Source organism: Basilea psittacipulmonis DSM 24701 (genome assembly GCF_000743945.1).
GTDB lineage: Bacteria > Pseudomonadota > Gammaproteobacteria > Burkholderiales > Burkholderiaceae_B > Basilea > Basilea psittacipulmonis.
In genome coordinates, this window is the sequence record NZ_CP009238.1 from 977,514 (window position 1) to 998,610 (window position 21,097).

Annotated in this window: 19 protein-coding genes and 1 tRNA gene; 3 read left to right on the forward strand and 17 right to left on the reverse strand. The window is 41.2% G+C overall.

Annotated elements, in window-relative coordinates; all coding sequences use genetic code 11:
• The 3 genes from IX83_RS04235 (at position 1) to IX83_RS04245 (ending at position 3,097) form a co-directional block, all read left to right on the forward strand.
• Positions 1 to 768, forward strand: a complete 768-nt coding sequence (locus IX83_RS04235) for a TatD family hydrolase (protein WP_038499594.1) — start codon at positions 1 to 3, stop codon at positions 766 to 768.
• Complete coding sequence (locus IX83_RS04240) at positions 765 to 1,748, forward strand: ankyrin repeat domain-containing protein (protein WP_038499597.1); 984 nt, start codon at positions 765 to 767, stop codon at positions 1,746 to 1,748. Before IX83_RS04235 ends, IX83_RS04240 begins: the two co-directional genes overlap by 4 nt.
• 62 nt (positions 1,749 to 1,810) lie before the next feature.
• Positions 1,811 to 3,097: a Glu/Leu/Phe/Val family dehydrogenase gene (locus IX83_RS04245; RefSeq protein WP_038499600.1), complete on the forward strand. Its 1,287-nt coding sequence runs from the start codon at positions 1,811 to 1,813 to the stop codon at positions 3,095 to 3,097.
• Positions 3,098 to 3,321: 224 nt separating this feature from the next.
• Here the strand turns inward: IX83_RS04245 and galE are convergent, their stop codons facing one another.
• From galE to IX83_RS04330, 17 genes are all read right to left on the reverse strand, one after another.
• A complete protein-coding gene (gene galE / locus IX83_RS04250) occupies positions 3,322 to 4,356 on the reverse strand; it encodes a UDP-glucose 4-epimerase GalE (RefSeq protein ID WP_038499603.1) in 1,035 nt (344 codons plus the stop codon).
• A 531-nt stretch (positions 4,357 to 4,887) separates the two neighbouring features.
• Positions 4,888 to 5,361, reverse strand: a complete 474-nt coding sequence (locus tag IX83_RS04255) for a hypothetical protein (RefSeq protein WP_038499606.1) — start codon at positions 5,359 to 5,361, stop codon at positions 4,888 to 4,890.
• A 139-nt stretch (positions 5,362 to 5,500) separates the two neighbouring features.
• Positions 5,501 to 5,577 (reverse strand) — tRNA-Ile (locus IX83_RS04260).
• Positions 5,578 to 5,598: 21 nt separating this feature from the next.
• Positions 5,599 to 7,950 (reverse strand): RNA polymerase sigma factor RpoD, encoded by a 2,352-nt coding sequence (gene rpoD, locus IX83_RS04265; RefSeq protein WP_077315891.1) that lies wholly within the window; start codon positions 7,948 to 7,950, stop codon positions 5,599 to 5,601.
• Between the two features lie 120 nt (positions 7,951 to 8,070).
• The gene (gene dnaG / locus IX83_RS08570; RefSeq protein WP_077315890.1) at positions 8,071 to 9,993 is read right to left on the reverse strand and encodes a DNA primase; all 1,923 of its coding nucleotides are present in this window, start codon (positions 9,991 to 9,993) and stop codon (positions 8,071 to 8,073) included.
• A 3-nt stretch (positions 9,994 to 9,996) separates the two neighbouring features.
• A complete protein-coding gene (gene rpsU, locus IX83_RS04275; protein ID WP_038499609.1) occupies positions 9,997 to 10,209 on the reverse strand; it encodes a 30S ribosomal protein S21 in 213 nt (70 codons plus the stop codon).
• Positions 10,210 to 10,318: 109 nt separating this feature from the next.
• Entirely contained in the window at positions 10,319 to 10,861 is a 543-nt protein-coding gene (locus IX83_RS04280) for a phosphoribosyltransferase (RefSeq protein WP_038499612.1), read from the reverse strand.
• Between the two features lie 9 nt (positions 10,862 to 10,870).
• Entirely contained in the window at positions 10,871 to 12,163 is a 1,293-nt protein-coding gene (locus tag IX83_RS04285) for an adenylosuccinate synthase (protein WP_038499615.1), read from the reverse strand.
• 19 nt (positions 12,164 to 12,182) lie between these two features.
• Entirely contained in the window at positions 12,183 to 13,382 is a 1,200-nt protein-coding gene (locus IX83_RS04290; RefSeq protein WP_038499618.1) for an ATP phosphoribosyltransferase regulatory subunit, read from the reverse strand.
• A 2-nt stretch (positions 13,383 to 13,384) separates the two neighbouring features.
• Positions 13,385 to 14,260 (reverse strand): protease modulator HflC, encoded by an 876-nt coding sequence (gene hflC / locus IX83_RS04295; RefSeq protein WP_038499621.1) that lies wholly within the window; start codon positions 14,258 to 14,260, stop codon positions 13,385 to 13,387.
• Positions 14,253 to 15,395 carry an FtsH protease activity modulator HflK gene (gene hflK / locus IX83_RS04300; RefSeq protein ID WP_077315848.1) on the reverse strand — a complete coding sequence of 381 codons (1,143 nt, stop codon included), beginning with the start codon at positions 15,393 to 15,395 and terminating at the stop codon, positions 14,253 to 14,255. The genes hflC and hflK overlap by 8 nt, the downstream gene beginning before the upstream one ends.
• Positions 15,364 to 16,467 (reverse strand): GTPase HflX, encoded by a 1,104-nt coding sequence (gene hflX / locus IX83_RS04305; RefSeq protein WP_038501537.1) that lies wholly within the window; start codon positions 16,465 to 16,467, stop codon positions 15,364 to 15,366. The genes hflK and hflX overlap by 32 nt, the downstream gene beginning before the upstream one ends.
• A gap of 33 nt (positions 16,468 to 16,500) precedes the next feature.
• Complete coding sequence (gene hfq / locus IX83_RS04310) at positions 16,501 to 16,749, reverse strand: RNA chaperone Hfq (RefSeq protein WP_038499624.1); 249 nt, start codon at positions 16,747 to 16,749, stop codon at positions 16,501 to 16,503.
• A gap of 77 nt (positions 16,750 to 16,826) precedes the next feature.
• Positions 16,827 to 17,900 (reverse strand): histidinol-phosphate transaminase, encoded by a 1,074-nt coding sequence (gene hisC / locus IX83_RS04315; protein ID WP_038499627.1) that lies wholly within the window; start codon positions 17,898 to 17,900, stop codon positions 16,827 to 16,829.
• Entirely contained in the window at positions 17,897 to 19,273 is a 1,377-nt protein-coding gene (gene der / locus IX83_RS04320) for a ribosome biogenesis GTPase Der (RefSeq protein ID WP_038501539.1), read from the reverse strand. The genes hisC and der overlap by 4 nt, the downstream gene beginning before the upstream one ends.
• A 10-nt stretch (positions 19,274 to 19,283) precedes the next feature.
• Positions 19,284 to 20,435: an outer membrane protein assembly factor BamB gene (gene bamB, locus IX83_RS04325; protein ID WP_038499630.1), complete on the reverse strand. Its 1,152-nt coding sequence runs from the start codon at positions 20,433 to 20,435 to the stop codon at positions 19,284 to 19,286.
• Between the two features lie 3 nt (positions 20,436 to 20,438).
• Positions 20,439 to 21,095, reverse strand: coding sequence for a YfgM family protein (locus IX83_RS04330; RefSeq protein ID WP_038499631.1), 657 nt, complete (start codon positions 21,093 to 21,095; stop codon positions 20,439 to 20,441).
• Positions 21,096 to 21,097 lie beyond the last annotated feature (2 nt).

Consider the following 21,097-nt stretch of genomic DNA (forward strand, 5'->3'; position numbering starts at 1 on the left):
ATGTATATCGATTCACATTGTCACTTAAATTTTCCTGAACTGAAAGAAAATTTGCCTGATATTTTACAAAAAATGCAAGCTAACCAAGTAAAGATGGCACTTTGCATTAATGTTGATTTGGCAGAATTTGAAGAAGTATTGGCGATTGCTCAAGCACATGAACAGTTGTATTGTTCAGTAGGCGTTCATCCTGAAGAGGCCAAAGCCTGTGAACCAACGGTTGAACAGCTTGTCAGCCTTGCCCAACATCCCAAGGTCGTAGGTATTGGCGAGTGTGGCTTGGATTATTATTGGCCACAGGATAGCTATGATTACCAAACAAAACGCTTTGCCACACATATTCAGGCTTCTAAGCAAACGCAGTTACCTTTGATTGTGCATACTCGTTCAGCACGTGAGGCGACCATCGATGTATTGCAAGCAGAACAAGCCGAAAGCGGGGTATTGCACTGTTTTACAGAAGACGAGGAAATGGCGAAAAAAGGCTTGGATATGGGCTTCTATATTTCTTTTTCGGGCATTATTACATTTAAAAGTGCCACCGCATTACAAGAAGTCGTGAAATACGTGCCTTTGGACCGTATGTTGATTGAAACGGATTCGCCTTTTTTATCACCAGTGCCTTATCGTGGCAAAACGAACGATCCCTCGAAAGTCATTTATGTGGCAGAGAAAATCGCTGAATTAAAGGGATTGAGCGTTCAAGAAGTGGCGAGACAAACCACCGCCAATTTTTTTCAATTATTTTCAAAAGTGATCCCGATATGAAAAAAATCGTCATACTTGTTTGCGTTGGTTTATTAACTGTCCATCACGCTTGGGCCAAAGATCCTGACTATGTAGGCAGTAACTGGGGGACGGCATACGGACAAAGCGTGACCTCTGATTTTGATGAGCCAAAAATAGATAAAACCAGTGATGCAGCGTTTATTGATGCGACGGGGATAAGTGAAGAAGAGGGTTTGAAAACTAGTGATGCGGTGTTTACTGATACGACGGGGATAAGTGAAGAAGAGGGTTTGAAACAGACGGATGACGAATCATTATCGTCTCAAACCGCTGAAAACGCTTTTGATAAACAGTCAAAAACAAACGATGCGATGACACCATCCGCTGAAAACGCCTTTGATAAACAGTCAAAAACAAACGATGTGATGACACCGTCCGCGACGATTCAAGACAGCACCAAACAAGCTTTTCGAGTGGCGATCCGAAACAATCGTTATCAAGATGTGGCACGCATGATTCAACAGTATCCAAAGATTGTGAATACTGTGTTGCCAGATGGTCAAACACCGTTGCAGGAAGCAATTATCGCATCGGCTTGGAATAGTTATGAACAGATATTGAATGCCCGTGATCTGAATATCAATACCGTTAACCAATTTGGCGAAACGGCTTTGATGTATGTCTCCATCATCGGTGATTTAAAACGTACCCAACAGCTGATTAAAAAAGGGGCCATGATCGATAATTGGGGCTGGAATGCTGTACATTATGCGGTAATCAAAAAACATCCCAAGGTGTTGGCGTATTTACTAGAACAGCATCCTTGGGTAGATGCTCCTACGCCTGATGGAAGCACGGCTTTATTACTGGCGGTTGAAAAAGATTGTGATGAGTGTGCATTACAGCTTTTTGTGGCAGGTGCAGACCCTTATTTGAAAAATTCAAAAGGTGTCTCGGCCTTTGATCAAGCCAAAGCACGAAACAATCAAAAGATGATAAATATTTTCGATGTAAAGTAATAATTCATTGATTTTTGTATGTTATGATGAAAAATGTTTCATTTGAAAATAAGGATAGAAATATGAGTTCAAAACATGATTTACCTTCATGGATTCAAGCAGATAACCCAGGTCCTTGGGGTATTTTCCTGAAACAAGTTGATCGTGTTGCCCCTTACCTAGGTCATTTAAGTAAATGGGTCGAAACACTGAAACGCCCCAAAAGAGCCTTGATCGTTGATATTCCTGTTGAGTTGGATAATGGCACGATTGCTCACTTTGAGGGGTATCGAGTACAGCATAATTTATCGTTAGGTCCTGGTAAAGGTGGGGTGCGTTATCACCAAGACGTTTGCCTTTCCGAAGTCATGGCGTTGGCAGGCTGGATGTCGATTAAAAATGCGGCGGTTGGCTTGCCTTACGGTGGTGCAAAAGGGGGGATTCGTATTGATGTGAGCAAGTATTCCCAAAAAGAAATCGAACATGTCACACGTCGTTATACGAGTGAAATTGGCATGATTATTGGTCCTCAGAAAGATATTCCTGCTCCTGATGTGAACACAAACGCCCAAATCATGGCTTGGATGATGGATACGTATTCCCAAAACACAGGCAGTACCGCAACAGGCGTGGTAACAGGTAAACCCATTGTTCTAGGCGGGAGTTTAGGGCGTGTTGAAGCGACTGGACGGGGTGTTTTTGTCGTCGCGTCAGAAGCAGCTAAAGATAAAAACTTATCGATTCCAGGTGCCAAAGTGGCCGTACAAGGCTTTGGTAATGTAGGCAGTATTGCGGCAAAACTTTTTTATGAAGCGGGTGCAAAAGTACTGGCCATTGCGGATCATACAGGCGTGGTTTATCACCAAAATGGCTTAAATATTCATGCTTTACTCGATTATGTGAAAGAACATAAAGGAGTGAAAGGATTCCCAGAGTCTGAGCCTATTGATGTTGATCAGTTTTGGCGTTTAGATCTGGATATCTTAGTTCCTGCTGCATTGGAGCAGCAAATTACACGTGATAATGCACCGCATATTCGTGCCAAAATCATCGTTGAAGGGGCAAATGGTCCAACCACACCAGAAGCCGATGATATTTTGAAAGAAAAGGGTGTTTATCTCGTCCCTGATGTGATTGCGAATGCAGGTGGTGTTACGGTTTCGTACTTTGAGTGGGTACAAGATTTCTCAAGCTTCTTCTGGACAGAACAGGAGATTAATGAACGCCTTGAGCATATTATGAAAAATGCCTATCGTTCGATTTCAGAAGTGGCCGCTGAACATCAAGTCAGTTTACGTACAGCGACTTATATCGTAGCGTGCAAACGTATTTTAGGAGCAAGGGATCTAAGAGGTTTGTATCCGTCTTAATTGAGCGTTTTGTTCGCAAGTTCATCGCCAAAGCTGGTTTGTGCACGAACACCTAAGCTAGCTTGTGCATGGTGACTGTCTATGGTCATGGGGATACAATCAGCTTATACAGGAACACCCAAGCTGGCTTGTGCATGGTGGCTATTAGGCTTAAAAGTTTGGAAATATCGGGCTAGGCATAAAAAAACACCTAAGATAAAAAATACCTTAGGTGTTTCATTTATTTATTCTTTCTCATCATAACCAGCAGGGTATTGATGTTGCCATTGTAAGGTGTGCTTCATCATATCTGCCAAAGTATAACGGCATTGCCAGTTTAATTCGCGATACGCTTTGCTTGCGTCCGCATAACAAGTGGCAATATCGCCCGCACGACGAGGCTGGATTTTGTAAGGAAGTGGTTTTTGGCTTACGGATTCAAAAGCTTGAATAATCTGCAAGACAGAAAATCCTTGACCGGTACCCAAGTTATAAACATAAAAACCTGCTTGAGGATTGTGTTCCAAAGCTGCCAAATGACCAGAAGCCAAATCCATCACGTGAATATAGTCTCGAACTCCCGTTCCATCAATCGTAGGATAATCATTACCAAATACATTTAAATAGGGGAGTCGTCCAGCATAAACTCTGGATATATAAGGCAGTAAATTATTCGGGATACCTTTTGGATCTTCTCCCAACATACCACTCGGATGTGCACCGATAGGATTAAAATATCTCAAAACAGAAACTTTAAGATGAGGGTAAGCTTTTTGTGTGTCTTCTAAAATCCGCTCAACCATATATTTGCTTGTGCCATATGGATTCGTTGTATTGCCAGTCGGTAAGTTTTCATGCAAAGGCATCACTTCGCTGAATCCATACACCGTTGCTGACGAGCTAAAAACGATTTCGTTAACCTGTGCTTTTTTCATCGCTTCCAACAGCACCAATATCCCTGTGACATTATTGTCATAGTAAAGAATAGGCTTTTCAACGCTTTCGCCAACCGCTTTCAATCCCGCAAAATGAATCACGGCATCAATCTGATAGGTCTCAAATAGCTGATCTAATACCTTTTGATCACGCACATCACCTTGAATAAACGTTAAATCGTTTTGTTTTTCGGGATACAAAGCCTGTAAATGTTTTAAAACTTTTGGACTGGCATTACTTAAATTATCCAATAAAACAACATGATAACCTTTATCTAATAGACAAGTAGCGGTATGTGAACCAATAAATCCCAAACCACCCGTTAATAAGATACGTTTAGACATAAAAAGCCTCATTGATCAATCTAACGCACATTATAAAGGTATCAATAAAATAATCAAAGCATAATGTAAAAATGTAAATATGGAATATTAGAAGTTTAAGAAATATTAGAAGACGTTAAGTTTGAAAAATATTAGAAGACATTAATAAGGCTTAAAGCATAAAATTTAAATGCCTTAAAAATGTATATCAATAAAATAATCAAAGCATAATGTAAAAATCAAAATATGGAATATTAGAAGCTTGAGAAATATTAGAAGACGTTAATAAGGCTTAAAGCATAAAATTTAAATGCATTAAAAACGTATATCAAAAGTAAAAGAAAGCTTAGGGTATAGGGTATAGGGTAGCTTGGGATTTCTAATAATCACCCATTTTAATATTTATATTATTCGTATAATGTATATTATGTTAAATTAGATAGATCGATTTATAGGGATACTATCAATATACGCCACCCAGTATTCACCTCTGGTACTAAAGGAACGTGTTCACTGCTCATCTCGTATTTATCACTCATCAGCACCATCTATTCACTTTTCATCCGTACGAGTCATTGAGGACATGGGAATCAGGTCTCTACGTTTCATATCGTCCCAACAGGCTTGAACATCTTTTTTGTGAACCCAATATCCCTTTTGACGTAAAACATACGTTAAAACGCGTGTGCTATGAATAGTACGTTCATTTAAACTTTTTTGGATTTCCGATTCCAACAGAACATCACCAAAGACTAATTTTTTCCCTTTGTTTTTATAATTGTAATAAGTGCTTTTGGAAATACCGTACAGTCCTAGCAAATAATCCAAAGAATAAATACCTAATAATGAGGTGATGTGTTTGACGCACTCAGCAGTATCCATCTCAATCAGATGCCCACTTTGTTTTAGTTGACTGTAAATCTGTGCTTTTAAAATATTAATGTCTTCCAGCAATTCCTCTCTGGTTTTTTCACTATCTGGTTTGTTTAATAAGCGTTTGACCAGATCTTCGTACTCTCGTTTCATGATACAACCTCCCTTTTCTCATTACTTTATATTATTTTTTTTATAAATACATGAAAACAAAAATAAACTAGGGTTTCTACCAAGATGAAGACAAAAAAATACTCGCACCCTATTATCAAGTGCGAGTATATAAGTGAATTGGTAGGCCCTGCGGGACTTGAACCCGCGACCAACGGATTATGAGTCCGCTGCTCTAACCAACTGAGCTAAAGGCCCAATTTGTACAAAGTCTCTATTTTACAAGAAACCTTTTAATTTGTCAGCTCGACTAGGATGTCTAAGCTTACGAAGTGCTTTCGCTTCGATTTGACGAATACGTTCACGAGTCACATCAAACTGTTTACCGACTTGTTCCAAAGTCTGTGGCGAGCTGATACCAATACCAAAACGCATACGTAGGACTTTCGCTTCTCTTGGCGTTAAAGAATCTAACACTTCTTTAATCGCTTCACGCATCGATTCATACTGAGCCGATTCTACAGGAGACATGGTATTCGTGTCTTCCAAGAAATCGCCTAAATGCGAATCATCGTCATCCCCAACAGGTGTTTCCATCGATACAGGGTCTTTGGCGATTTTTAGGATCTTACGAACCTTATCTTCACTTAACCCTGTCTTCTGTGCAATAACAGATGGATCGGGCTCTGAACCTGTTTCCTGCAAAATCTGTCGTCTGATACGCGTGATTTTATTGATCGTTTCGATCATATGAACAGGAATACGAATAGTACGAGCATAATCCGCAATCGCACGCGTAATCGCTTGACGTATCCACCAAGTAGCGTAGGTTGAGAACTTGTAACCACGACGGTATTCAAACTTATCAACCGCTTTCATCAAACCGATATTACCCTCTTGAATCAAATCCAAGAACGATAAACCACGGTTAGTATACTTTTTGGCAATAGAAATGACAAGACGTAAGTTGGCCTCAATCATCTCTTTTTTCGCGTTTTTCGCTTTCGTTTCGCCAGTAACCATGCGTTTATTAACGTCTTTTAGATCTTTAATCGGTAGGTAAACTTCTTTTTCCAAATCGATAAGTTTCTGTTGTAATTCTTGGATATCTGGCGTGGTACGTTCCAAAACATCCGCGTAAGGAGGTTTTTTCGCCAATTGGTTTTTCACCCAGTTCATATCCGTTTCATGGTCAACGAACGTGGCGATAAACGTCGCACGAGGCATGCCAACACGATCCACACATAGGTGTAAAATCGCACGTTCATGTTTACGCACTTCTTCAACCTGATTGCGTAGAATCGTCGCTAAACGTTCTACCATCTTAGCGGTAAAGCGAACGCCCATTAAATCTTGAGCGATTTTATCTTGGACTTTCTGATACGCAGGTGTGCCGTATTTGCCATCATGATAAAGTTTTTTCATATCGGCAAGATTCTTACCTACTGCAGCAAACTTCGTTAACGTCTCTTCTCTCAAAGTATCAATCTGAGAGCTCGTCATACCGCCTGTTGGGATATTAGAATCTTCTTCCTCTTTATCAACGACCCCTGAACCAGCAATTTCCTGTCCATCGTCAGAAATTAATCCATCAATAATCTCTTCGACTGAAACAGAGGTATCTTTAATCTTTTCGATCTCTAATAAGATTTGTTCAACGATACTTGGACAAGTAGCAATGGCCGTTACCGTGTGTTTCAAACCGTCTTCAATACGTTTGGCGATGTCGATTTCTTGGGCACGACTTAATAACGGTACATTACCCATCTCACGCATATACATACGTACAGGATCAGTAGTACGACCAAAGTCTGAATCTACCGTGGTCAACGCAGCTTCTGCTTCATCTTCCACATCATCGTCTTGACTGATAGAGGTTTGTTCTAACAGGATCAAATCATCTTCATCAGGGGCTTGATCGTAAATTCGGATACCCATATCCGTAAAGGTACTGACCATGCCGTCAATCGCATCAGTATCAACCAAATCATCTGGTAAATAATCGTTAATTTCAGAATAAGTGAGGTAACCACGACTCTTACCCAACTGAATTAACATCTTGAGACTGGTTTTACGTGCTTCTAATTCCTCAACAGATAAGGCACCTCTAGACTTCTCAACAATAATATCTTTATTGTCTTTAGAACGTTTTCCACGCTTAGGTTTGATGACTTCGATTTCGCTGTCATCATCGTCATCATCACCATAATCATCGTCTTTATCGTCCAAATCGTCGTCTTTTAGATCGAGGTCGTCGTCTAAAAAGTCATCATCTTTTAGATCATCACTATCCTCGAACTTGGATTCTTTTACTTTCTTTTTCGTCTCTGTTTTCGCTTTCTTGGCAACCGTTTTCTTAGATTCTTTCGTTGCAGAGGTCTTAGCGGGTTTCTTCACCTTTTCAGTGTCTTGAGACGAAGTCGTTGCTTTCTTCGCACTGACTTTTTCTGTCGTTTTCTTTTTCGCGGTCACTGGTTTTTTGGTGGTGACTTTCTTTTCTGTTTTAGTCGAAGCGGTGGCTTTTTTAGTTGCTACTTTCGCTTCACTCACCTCTTTAGTAGAGGTTTTTTTGAGAGTTTTCTCGCTTGAGGTTGTTTTAGGTTTTTTTACCTGGGTTTTCTTAGCTACCATCGAAATATCCACTATGCCAAAAAACTCCTATGCCCCCTATTTATCTCAAGGGCAATAGAAGTAAAATTTATCATGATAATCTTGTGATTATACACTATCTAAGAACAAAATACTAAAGATTTATGATGAAGATAACTTGCTGTTTATTTCATTAATACGATTAATACGTGCCTTGATGTATTTAATTCTTTCGATAGTATCGTTATCTGGATCCTCAATGAGGTATAACTTATTTACTTCGTTATGCAGTTGTTCACGCTCCAAAAGATATAAACAGCCTTTTAAGTACTGCTCTGCTTCTTGTCGCCACTGCTGATAATCAAATTCAGAAGCCATCAGTTTTGGATCCTCATTAATGCTCAGCATCTGGCCTAACATTTGAGCAAAAGGTTCTGGCAAATCCTGTCGTTGGGATAATTGATACAGTTCAGCGGTGGTTTTAATATGATTCGTTTGGATGTAGGCAACGAGTTGGCTAACGAACTCCATCCCTACTTGATTATCTAAAATAAACAAATCATCCTCAGATAAGTTCAGTCCCAAAGAGGGATCATTGATCAGATAACGTAAAATTTTCTGAGCAGATGATGTCGGAGGTGCCATAATGTGGCGAGCGGGTTGGGCTGGTGTGAACCGATCGCGTTCCGTCGCAAGCGATCGAGTCGCCTGTCGTTCTTGCGTATAAGCGGATTTGGCAGGACTTAACTGGTGATGACTTTGGAAAAATGAAGCTTTTTCTTCCTGAGCTTGCTGATAATCCTGAATATTCTTTTGTAGTTCTTGTTCCAGCATGGCCAGTTTGGGAGCAAATTCTCGAATAAACTGTTGTAAGATTAGTTCATTACGAATACTGGCTAATAAAGGTCTGGCATGATTTAAACAGGACAAACGCCCCTCTGCTTCATTTAAATCAAACTGTTCTTGGAAATATTTTTGAAAAAATACCGATAAAGAAATAGACTGGTCCAAAGCCTGAAAAAACGCGTCTTTACCCTTTTCACGAACAAAACTATCTGGGTCATGTTCAACAGGCAAGAATAAAAAACGAAACACAACATCTTCGCGTAACAGCGGTAAACACACTTGCAGGGCTTTCCATGCTGCTTTTTGTCCCGCATTATCTCCATCAAAGCAAAAGATAATACGATGGGCGTAACGCATCAGTTTCTGGATGTGAAATTCTGAAGTAGCGGTTCCAAGTGTGGCCACCGCAAAGTCAATACCATGTTCATAAAGGCCCACCACATCCATGTAGCCCTCTACAACAATCACTTGTTTGGCTTTGTGAATACCTTGTCGATTTTCAAACAAACCGTACAGTTCTTTTTTCTTCTCAAAAATTGGTGTTTCTGGAGAATTAAGGTATTTGGGCTGACCTTGGTTTATCACACGACCGCCAAACCCAATTAAAAGCCCCTTATCATTACGTATCGGGAACATCACACGTTCACGAAAGTAATTGTGAGCTTTTCCTTGTTCATTTTCCTTAATTAGTCCTGATTCAACGAGTAAATGACGTTGGGCCGGTTCGACCAGTTTCGTCAAATCGTCATAAGCATTTCCCGAATAGCCAATCCCAAAGACTTTGGCTGTTTCGCCACTCATTCCCCGCCCTTTTAGATAGTCGATAACGGGAGACGATTGTTTGAGAAACTGTAGATAATGCTTTCTTGCTTTTTCCAGCACCCCGCTTAAACTAAGTTCTTCTTGTTTTTTCTGAGCGATTTGTGCTTTACGTGCAGGACTCATTTTCTCTTCAGGAACGGTCATCCCAACGCTAGAAGCTAATTGTCTAATCGCTTCAGGATAATTCAGTCCCGAATACGCCATTAAAAAACCAATGGCATTTCCATGGGCCCCACAACCAAAACAATGGTAAAACTGTTTAGTAGGAGAAACGGTAAAAGAGGGAGATTTTTCGTCGTGAAAAGGACAAAGGCCAGTTAGGTTAGCACCAGCTTTCTTTAATGAAACATACCTACCTACCACGTCTGTAATATCGACGTGGTTAAGTAGGTCTTGAATAAAATACTCAGGTATCACCTATTAGTATAAACGTGTAGGCAATTGTTGGCTACGAATACGTTTGTAGTGACGTTTTACCGCAGCAGCGTGTTTACGCTTGCGTTCAGTCGTAGGCTTCTCGTAAAACTCGCGAGCACGAAGTTCTGTTAGTAATCCAGTTTTTTCAATCGTACGTTTAAAGCGACGTAATGCTACTTCAAACGGTTCATTCTCTTTAATACGTATTGATGGCATATCTTAAAAATTAAATAAAGGTTTAAAAAACCAGCATTATAACAAAAACAACGCTATTTGTATAGGGTTTTTGTTAATTTATTGCATAAATTCAACACTTACCAGTTTATCAGCCCTCTTGACCTTTACGAATCCAAGCTTCCAACTGATGAGGACGAATACTATCATAATCTTCAAAAGGCTGATGAATCCAAGGATTATGAGGAAGTTTATCCACATAATAATCAGGTGTAGCCTTAGAATGACCTTTCCACCATAACACGGCGGTTCGGATCTCCGTAATCGCAGGATACTGTCTAAGCAGGTGTTCATGAACACGATTAAACGTTAACCCTGTATCCACCATATCGTCCACTAGCAATACCTTTCCCTCTAGTTCACCTTGCGTAATCGTGATGAACTTGGCAATATCGAGACTGCCTTGTTGGGTGCCAGCCGCCTCGCGATAACTACTCGTGGCCAAAATACCCAAAGGAACATCAAAGATTCTCGATAACACATCGCCAACTCTCACCCCTCCTCTTGCCAAGCATAAAATCTTGTCAAATTTCCATGAAGAGTGATAAACCGCCAAAGCTAGTTTTTCGACTAAACGATTATATTCTTCCCAACTTATCCAAAGATCTTTTTCTGTTGAAACGGGTGTGGACATATTGACCTCTTAATCCAAAGGGTTGTGTTTAACAATAGTTTCCAAGCGATCTGGGCCGGTTGAAATCATGGCAATCGGCACCTCACATAAATTTTCGATGCGTTCTAAGAATTTACGTGCATTCTCGGGTAATTTATCGTATTCTTTTACGCCGACAGTTGACTCACTCCAGCCTGGAATCATCTCAATCACAGGCTCTGCACGGCCTACCTTCGCCGCACCATAAGGTAATAAGCCAACGTCTTTACCGTCGATTCGATAACCTGTGCAAATACCGATTTCTTTAAACCCGTCCAACACGTCTAATTTAGTCACACAAAGTCCAGAAATACCGTTTAAAATCACGCTACGTTTTAAAGCAGCGGCATCAAACCAACCACAACGACGTGGACGACCTGTTACGGCACCAAATTCATTACCGATTTTTGCGATTTGTCCGCCTGTTTCATCAAACAATTCAGTTGGGAATGGCCCCGAACCAACGCGAGTCGTATAAGCTTTTGTGATACCGAGTACATAATGTAAGTTCTGAGGGCCTGTACCCGCTCCTGCACTGGCTGCACCTGCCACACAATTAGAACTAGTCACAAATGGATAAGTACCATGATCCACGTCTAATAAAGTGCCTTGAGCTCCCTCAAACAAGATGTGTTTTCCTGCTTTTTGAAGCTGATACAACTCTGCCGATACATCAGCGACCATCGACTCAATCTCTTTGGCAAGTGCCATCGCCATATCATAAACCTGTTCAAACGAAACCTCAGGTGCATGATAGTAGTGTTTAAGCATGAAATTATGATGAGCCAAAACCGCCTCTAAGCGTTCTTTAAACGTTTTCTCATCATATAGATCTTGGACACGCAACGCTCGTCTAGCTACCTTATCTTCATAAGCAGGGCCAATTCCACGTCCAGTCGTACCGATCTTACCATCGCCTAGTTTTGCTTCTCTAGCTTGGTCAATCGCGATATGGTAAGGCAAAATTAAAGGACATGCTTCAGAAATTTTTAATCTTTCGCGAACGTTAATACCTGCACTTTCCAACTCACGAATCTCTGAAAGCAAGGCTTCTGGCGACAATACAACACCGTTACCAATATAACAAGTCGTATGAGGGTGCATAATACCAGAGGGAATTAAACGCAACACCGTTTTCTTACCACTAATCCATAAGGTATGACCTGCATTATGTCCACCTTGGAAGCGAACCACGGCGGCAGCCGATTCTGCCAACCAGTCAACTATCTTACCTTTACCCTCATCGCCCCATTGGCTACCAATTACAACAATATTTTGCTTCATATCTTTTCGCTTTAAAAAATTAAAAATCCTCTAAACACCAAGTGCCATTTTTCTTGACTATTTTACTGACAAAAACAAAATTTTCATACGTTTCTGTCGAATTAGGAAAAACTTCTATCACGATATTTCCTGCTTCTCTGAGCTGTTGAATATATTCGTGAAGCGTTTTGTCATGCGTAAAGTCAGCTCGAATAGCCTTTGTTTTTTCCATTGTGTGAACATCAATCAAGCTTTTTAGATTTAAACTAAAGCCTGTTGCGTGTCGATAACGACCAAATGCCTTACCTGCCCCATCATAACGCCCACCTTGTACCAAAGCACTTCGCCAACCGAGGGCATATAAAGAGAAACTCAACCCTGAATGATAGGCATAACTACCCACATCTGATAAATCGATGTAAACATCATCAAAATAATCACATACCTTATCCAAAGAAGCCAAAATCTCTTGGGGATAAAAGACGGCTGGCAAGACTTCACGGGCTTTTTGAATCACTTCTCGATTACCGAACAAGCCCAACAAACCTAGTAACGCCTGTTTACGTAATGGAAATAATTCTTTTACGTCCGCAGACATTTCCTCGAATGCCATTTGGGATAAGATATCCAAAAACGCGGATAAATCTGTACGATTTTTGTTTTGGAGGTAGGTATAAATCGTTTCTTCTACATCCTTTGTAAAACGTGGGTCGGGTATCGGTCCAGACAGAATCTGACGCACGATACCTGGATCACAAATATGGATGCGAACATCGTGAATCCCGCATAAATGCAAGGCTTCTTTTGCAAGTTTAATCAAAAGAATATCGGCTTCGATGCTCTCACAGCCATAAATCTCGGCCCCCATTTGAAACAACTCACGTTCACTGAGTGCATCAGCGGGTCTAGCATGGACCACGGGACCTGCATAACACAAACGTGTTTCAGCACGATTTAATAAATGAGCGTCAATTCTCATAATCTGAGAAGTCATATCCGCACGAAGCCCCATCGTCAAGCCTGACAGCTGATCGACGAGCTTCATCGTCCGTTTTTCCAAATCAGGTGCCTGAAAAACCTTGAGAGACGTTTCGTATTCAAGCAAAGGCGGTTGTACGAATTCAAAGCCATGCAGAAAAAATACATCTAATATCTTTCTGCGTAGCTGTTCAAACGCTCTGGCCTTTTGAGGGAGCAAATCGCTTAAATGTTCTGGCAAAAGCCAATACTGCTCATTCATCCTTATTTACTCTGTGATTGGTGAAAAAAGTTAAAAAATTCAGATTCAGGATCCACCACAATCATATCATTAGGCTGTTTAAAGCTCTCTTTATAGGCTTCTAAACTGCGATATAACTTGAAGAACTCAAGGTCTTTATTATAAGCGTTTGCATAAATCGATGCGGCGGTAGCATCACCTTGACCGCGAATTTCTTGAGATTTTGCGGTAGCTTCAGCCAAAATTTCCTGAACTTTACGATCGGCTTCAGCACGAATTTTCTCACTTTCAGCATAACCAGTCGCACGCAGATTATTGGCTTCTTGCTTACGTTCTGCACGCATACGAGCATAAACAGAATCAGATACCTCTGCAGAGAATTCAATACGTTTAAGACGTACATCCACCACTTGGATACCAAAAGGTCTTGCTCTTTCTTCCATGGTTTTAAGAATCTCTGCCATCACCACATCACGTTCTTGGGCAATAACAGCTCTAACCGTTCTTGTGTTCACTGACGCGTTCAAGGCATCACGAATCAAAGCACCGAGGCGACTTTGGGCCGAATAATCACTTGAACCGAATGAAGTGTAGTATTTAAGCGGATCAACAATACGCCATTTAATGTAAGAATCAATAATCAAATTCTTTTTCTCAGATGTCTGAATACGTTCTGTATCGCGTGATTCAATCGTCTGGATACGTCTATCCAAATAAACCACATTCTCAAATGGTGTCGGCAACTTCCAATGCAAGCCCGGTTCACTTACCGTTCGTTGCCATTGACCAAATTTAAACACTAAGGCATAACGCGTTTCAGGCACGGTAAATAAGCAACTCACCATCACAAATACCGCTACGATTATTAATAGTAACAAAGCCAGTAATTTTTTATTCATGGTTGGCTCCTACTGAGGTTTGGGTGGTGGCTGGATTTATCGCTTGAGGCGTGCTACCAGGCAAATATAAGATATTATTTTTGTTACGTGTATCCAGCATAACTTTTGGTGTGCGTGCATAGATTTCTTGCATAGTGGAGATATACAAACGATCACGCGTTACTTGAGGGGCTTTTTGGTACTCAGCGACGATTTGTGAATAACGAGAAGCTTCCCCTTTCGCCGCACCCACTACCGTAGCCGCATAACCCTCGGCACTTTGAACCATGCGAGCAGCTTGACCTTGAGCTTCAGGAATGACTTTAGAGGCATACGCATTCCCTTCGTTTTTCTGTTTCTCATTATCTTGTCCTGCTTTAATCGCATCTTCAAAAGCAGCTTGAACCTGTTCTGGTGGCTGTACGTTCTGAATCGCGACACTGGTAATATCCACGCCGACTTTATAACGATCTAGAATTTGTTGCATTAACTTCTTCACCTGTTCAGCCGCTTCAACACGTGACTGATAAAGGATTTTGTTCATGGATTGTTTACCAACGACTTCTCTCATCGCACTTTCAGCTGCTTGACGAACGGCATCATCAGGATCTTTGGCCGAGAATAGATATTGAGCAGCAGAAGAAAAACTACCATCAGAAAAACCAAATTCAGGTTTTAAACGATACTGCACATCAAACTGTATATCCACGATGTTCTCATCTTCTGTGAGCATCAAGGCTTCGGGTAGCACCTTGTTTTTCGTGTTTTCGCGATAGCCCACATTAAAAGAACGCACCTTAGCAATATCGACTTTTGTGGCAGACTGAATAGGATACGGAATATGCCATTGGATACCAGGCAAAACGGTTTTATCGTATTTACCAAACTGCGTAACGACCGCCACATTCCCCTCTTTTACGATGTAAAAACCTGAGGCTAACCAAATAACGATGATTAAACCGAGTATGGTTAAAAAACCAGACCATGAAAAATGGCGACCAGACGAAGGATCCGAAGAACCATTATCTGAAAAAAGGTGTTTTTTAAGTTTGGAGAAAAAATCGGTAATTATCTTATCCAGATCAGGTGGTGATGATGAGTGAGGATCTTTTCCCCAACCGTTATCATTCATATTCTTTAATGGTGTATTGTTCATATTTTCCTAATTTTCGTGCATATTCAGCAATCGCATGCCTAAGTTCGCTCAAGCCTTTTGTCTCCAAAGCACTTACAAAAACTTTTTTAGGCATCCCCTCTTCATCAAGTATGACCTTAGGTTCTAGGCCCGCTTGATCTATCTTATTGTACACGAGAATAGCAGGAATTTCATTAGCACCAATTTCCTCTAAAACTTGATGAACAGAACGTATCTGCTCATCTCTTTGCTCACTACTGGCATCAACTACGTGCAAAAGTAAATCGGCCTCCACCGTTTCCTCTAAGGTTGCTTTAAAGGCCGCAATCAAAGTCGTTGGCAAATCACGAATAAATCCTACTGTATCGGAAATAATGACATTCCCGCACTCTTGAATCCATAGTTTGCGAGTGGTCGTATCTAATGTGGCAAATAATTGATCGGCAGCGTAGGTATCTGCTTTCGTGAGGGCGTTAAATAAAGTCGATTTACCTGCATTGGTGTACCCAACTATCGAAACGGTCAGGATATTACTGCGATAACGAGATCGTCTTTGTGTATGGCGTTGTCGTTCCACCTTATCGAGACGTTCTTTAAGGGTTTTGACTTTCGCACCAATCATCCGTTTATCCATCTCGAGCTGCGATTCACCCGGGCCTCGCATACCAATTCCCCCACGTTGACGTTCCAAATGTGTCCATAATCGGGTCAAACGTGTCACCAGACGTTGTAATTGGGCGAGTTCCACCTGAAGTTTACCCTCATAACTTCTTGCTCTTAAGGCAAAAATATCTAAGATCAAAGCCACTCGGTCAATGACTCGGATTTTAAATAAACGCTCGAGGTTTCTTTGTTGGGCGGGAGTCAGTATCTGATCGAACAAAACAATATCTGCCTGAACAGCAGACATCTGGGCAAGTGCTTCTTCTGCCTTACCCGAACCAATAAACAGGGCCGAATCAGGTTTATCTCTCTTTGCTTCTAAATATCCGACAACCTCAGCTCCAGCCCCTTTCGCTAGCATCATAAACTCATCAGCGTGTGCTTGGTAATCAGGGTCACCAAAATTAACACTGATAATATATGCTCGCATCATATAAACAAAAATACATTAGGATGTAGGAAATTATCCCTCTGCACTTTCATTAGCGGGTGCATTATTGAAACTAACGGCTCTTGCAGGCACCACCGTTGAAATAGCGTGTTTATAAACCATCTGGGTCACGGTGTTACGCAACAAAATAACATACTGGTCAAAAGACTCAATCTGTCCTTGTAGTTTAATGCCATTTACCAAATAAATGGAAATAGGCACATGTTCTTTTCTAAGTGCGTTTAAAAAAGGATCTTGTAATGTCTGTCCTTTGTTACTCATTATACTGACTCCTATTCTAGTGAGTTTTTGTTAAAACTAATAATAGTTATACTATTTACTAGCATTGTAATGTTAAATCACTTTAAGATATTATTCAATGCTTGAATCAATGTTTCACACTCAAAACGAGTTCCAATCGTAATTCTTAGATAACGATCGATCTTGGGTCGATTAAAGTATCGAACCAAAATAAATTGTTCTTTCAACTTTTCCTGTAATAAAGCAGCGGGATAATCAGGATGGGTGGCAAATATAAAATTTGCTTTAGAATCAAGCACCTTAAATCCTAACCCTTTCATCTCTTGCGTTAAAAAATCGCGATTTTCCTGCACTTGACACGTGGTTTCTTGAAAATACGTCACATCTTCCCATGCGGCCACGGCGGCTAATTGTGCCAATGTATCGACGGGAAAAGAATTTGTACTGTTTTTAAGACGATACATCGCTTCCAAGGTGTTTTCTTGGGCAAAAGCAAAGCCTACTCGCATACCCGCTAAGGCTCGAGACTTTGATAAAGTCTGAACGACAATTAAATTAGGATACTGTTGTATTAGAGAAACACTTGATTGTGCACCAAAATCAACATACGCCTCATCGATAACGACAGGTAGATCAGGTTGGGCCTTTAATAAACGCTCAATCTCTTCTAAGCTAATCGCCAAGCTTGTCGGGGCGTTCGGATTGGCAATGATAATCCCTGCATAGTCATTGGGGTTGGCTTGAATATAGGGCGTTAAATCCAAAGAAAAATCATCTCGCAATGGCACATACGCTAAATCGATACCATAAAGATTGGCATAAACAGGATAAAAACTATACGAAATCTCAGGGGTTAATACCTTTTTTTGGCCATGTTTAAAATAAGCTTGAAAAATTAAGGATAAGGTATCATCTGAACCATTACTAACGATCACTTGGCTATCTTGAATGCCATAAAAATCCGCTGCAGCTTTTCTAACCGCATCAGACTCGATGTTAGGATAAAACCTTAGCTTTTCCCCTATTCCAGACGCTATCGCTTCCAGTACTTTCGGAGATGGCGGATAACACGCCTCATTCGTATTTAATCTAATATAAGAACCTGTTTTAGGCTGTTCGCCTGGCACATAGGGCTGTAATGCCGCAATGTGGTCACTCCACCATTTACTCATTTATCGTCCTGAACATAAGGATTATTGGATGATTTGAATTCAATTCTTAACGGCGTTCCCTCTAGCTTAAAGACCTCACGAATACGAGATTCCAAAAAGCGTTTGTAAGAATCTGAAATACTATCCAAAGCGTTACCGTGAATCACCACAATAGGAGGATTTTGACCGCCTTGGTGAGCATAACGTAACTTGGGTCTAAAGATGCCTTTTCGAGGAGGCGGCTGTTCACTACTAGCATCTCGAATCACTTGCGTTAATTTAGACGTAGATAGTTTCTTAAAGGCAGCTTGATGAGCTTGTTGAACAGACTTGAGCAAGGCCTTGATACCAAACCCTTTCAAAGCAGATGTCGTGTGCATATTGGCAAACGATAAGAATCTTAACTTGCGATTAAATTCGCGTTTAATCCATTCTTTTCTATCTTCTTCCAGCCCGTCCCATTTGTTGATGGCCACCACCAAAGAACGTCCACTTTCTACAATAAATCCAGCGATATGTGCATCTTGTTCGGTAATATCAGACTGAGCATCCAACACCAATACCACGACATTAGAAGCCTCGATCGCTTGTAAGGTTTTGATGACTGAAAACTTTTCTATCGTCTCAAATACCTTGCCACGTTTGCGTAACCCTGCCGTATCGATTAGCGTGTATTTCTGATCGCCTCGATCAAAGTCGATCGAAATCGCATCTCGCGTCGTTCCGGGCATATCAAAGGCAATAACTCGTTCTTCGCCAAGAATCGCATTGATCATCGTTGATTTACCGACATTGGGGCGACCCACAATCGCTAATTTTAAGCGATGCTGATGTTCCCCCTCTTCTGTATCAGCGTCAGATTCAGGTTCTGAAACAAAGGTATCGGCTTTTTGTGCCACTATCTTTTCTAAAGCATGCTGGATCATATCCACCACACCATCGCCATGTGCCGCAGAAATGGGAATCGGCTGTCCTAAGCCCAATTCATAAAACTCTGCCATCGCCTTGGTATGCGTCATACCTTCTGCTTTATTGACGGCCAAAATAATCTGACGACCTGTACGACGAAGACGTTGAGCAATCTCGTGATCATGGGCATTAACGCCAGCTCGTGCATCCACCAAAAACACCACGATATCAGATTCCATGACGGCTTGCTCGGTTTGTTTCGCCATCTCTAATAAGATTCCCTCTTTGGCAACTGGCTCAAAACCGCCTGTATCAATCACCAAAAACGGAATATTAGACACACGCCCCTCGCCATAGTGACGATCGCGTGTTAGGCCAGAAAAGTTAGCAACAATGGCATCCCTTGAACGTGTTAAACGATTAAACAAGGTTGATTTTCCGACATTGGGGCGCCCTACCAAAGCGACAACAGGCTTAAAAGTTATATTACTCACATTAATCACTAATCATTACCAGTTTACCAGAACCGTTTTGGACTAATACGCCATAAGACGTAGTCATCAACGGTGCATAAATTCGAGTACTGTTACCCGAAGAAATACGACCCACTAACTGTCCCGTTTGTTCGTCAACAAAATGCACATAACCCTCGTAATCCCCTACCACAATGGCTTGATGATACTTCGTGGGAGTGGTTAAGAAACGATTTTTAAGTGCATCATTGGTCCATGCAAATTCGCCTGTATGGATATCTGCCTTAACGATCAAAGCATGTTGGTTAATCGCATAAAGGTTATGTCCATCGATTGCAGGACCGACATAGCTAGAGAAATTTTTGTCCCAAATCTTGGAGATATTTTGATTCGCGGCGATTAAACAACTTAACTGACTTTGGTATGAGGCCACACAATAGGTATTTCCTGACACAGCAGGCAAGCCAACAACAGAGGTAATGGATTCCACTTCGGTATTACCTAATGCAGGTGCCACGTAAACATCCCAGTTTGGCTGACCATTCGCTAAGTTAATGGAAACCAATCGTCCTGCAGGTAAGCCAACTAAAATCGTGTCACCTTGCACTAACATGCGACTATTGGCTTTTACCATTAAACGTGGCTGTGTGCGTGCATACACCCATTGTAATTCGCCAGTATGCTCATCAAAAGCTTGTAAACGATAATCATCTGAACGCACCACTACTTTACCACCAGCCACCACAGCAGGTACAGAACTGTTGGTACTTAATGTTTTGGACCAAAGATGCTCACCACTTTGGGCATCTAGTGCATGAACGTTTCCATCATCGGTTGTGTAAACCGCGACCTGTCCATCTGTGGCGACACCCCCGATAATCTTACGCTTTTCTTTGGCACGCCATACGATCGTCCCATTATCCAATCTAACTTTTGCAATGTTTCCATCAGGTGTGGCCGCATAAACGTCGTCACCCACGATGGCAGGTGCAAAACCATAATCTGACCCCGAACCAATAGAAGTGGACCAAACAATTTTAGGCTGAATCGTTGCTTGATAAGATGGTAATGACACGGGCTCAAAGCCTGTTTCATTTTCAAAAATACCGCATGCTGACAAACCTAGAGTGCTAGCCAGTATCAAGCTGACGATAGCTGTTCTTCTTATTTTCATACCTTACTCCTTTGATTTTCCCAATGTACTAATCTTAAATACAATGTAATTTCTAAATCCAGGGCTAAGGGTCAAATGCTCATCCTGAATGATAGAACGCCACATATCCACGGCTTTTTGAACCTCACCTTGGGCAAAAGCCAAATCAGCTAATTTATCCTTAACCATCGCTTGGGCTTTTTCATCTTTAATGGCATTTAGGTTGTTTTGGGCTGCCTCATACTCACCCTGCTCAATCTGAATGGTTGATAATCTTAAACGAGCAATATCCGTAAATTCTGGAAACTCTGATGTTTGGGCAATCAACCATGAAAGGTTGTCTTTTGCCAAATCCAAACGATTGGCCTTATAAAAATAATCAGAAGCAATCATGATCGCACGACTGGCGTAAGCGGTGCTTGAATACGATTCGCGCAACTTATCGATCGACACTTTAATGCGAGCCGTATTTTCCTCAGATATATCGCCTGATGCATTGACGATCTCATCGTAATAAGCCAAAGCATTTTCAGCATGCTGTGCTTGGTACCATTTCCATCCTGTATGGGCAAAAAATGCGACCACCACTAGCACGACAGCGATAGTAATCAAGTTACTCCATTTGTCCCACCATGCTTTGATGGCGGAGATCTTCTCTTGTTCTTCTAAGTTAAAGGCCATTT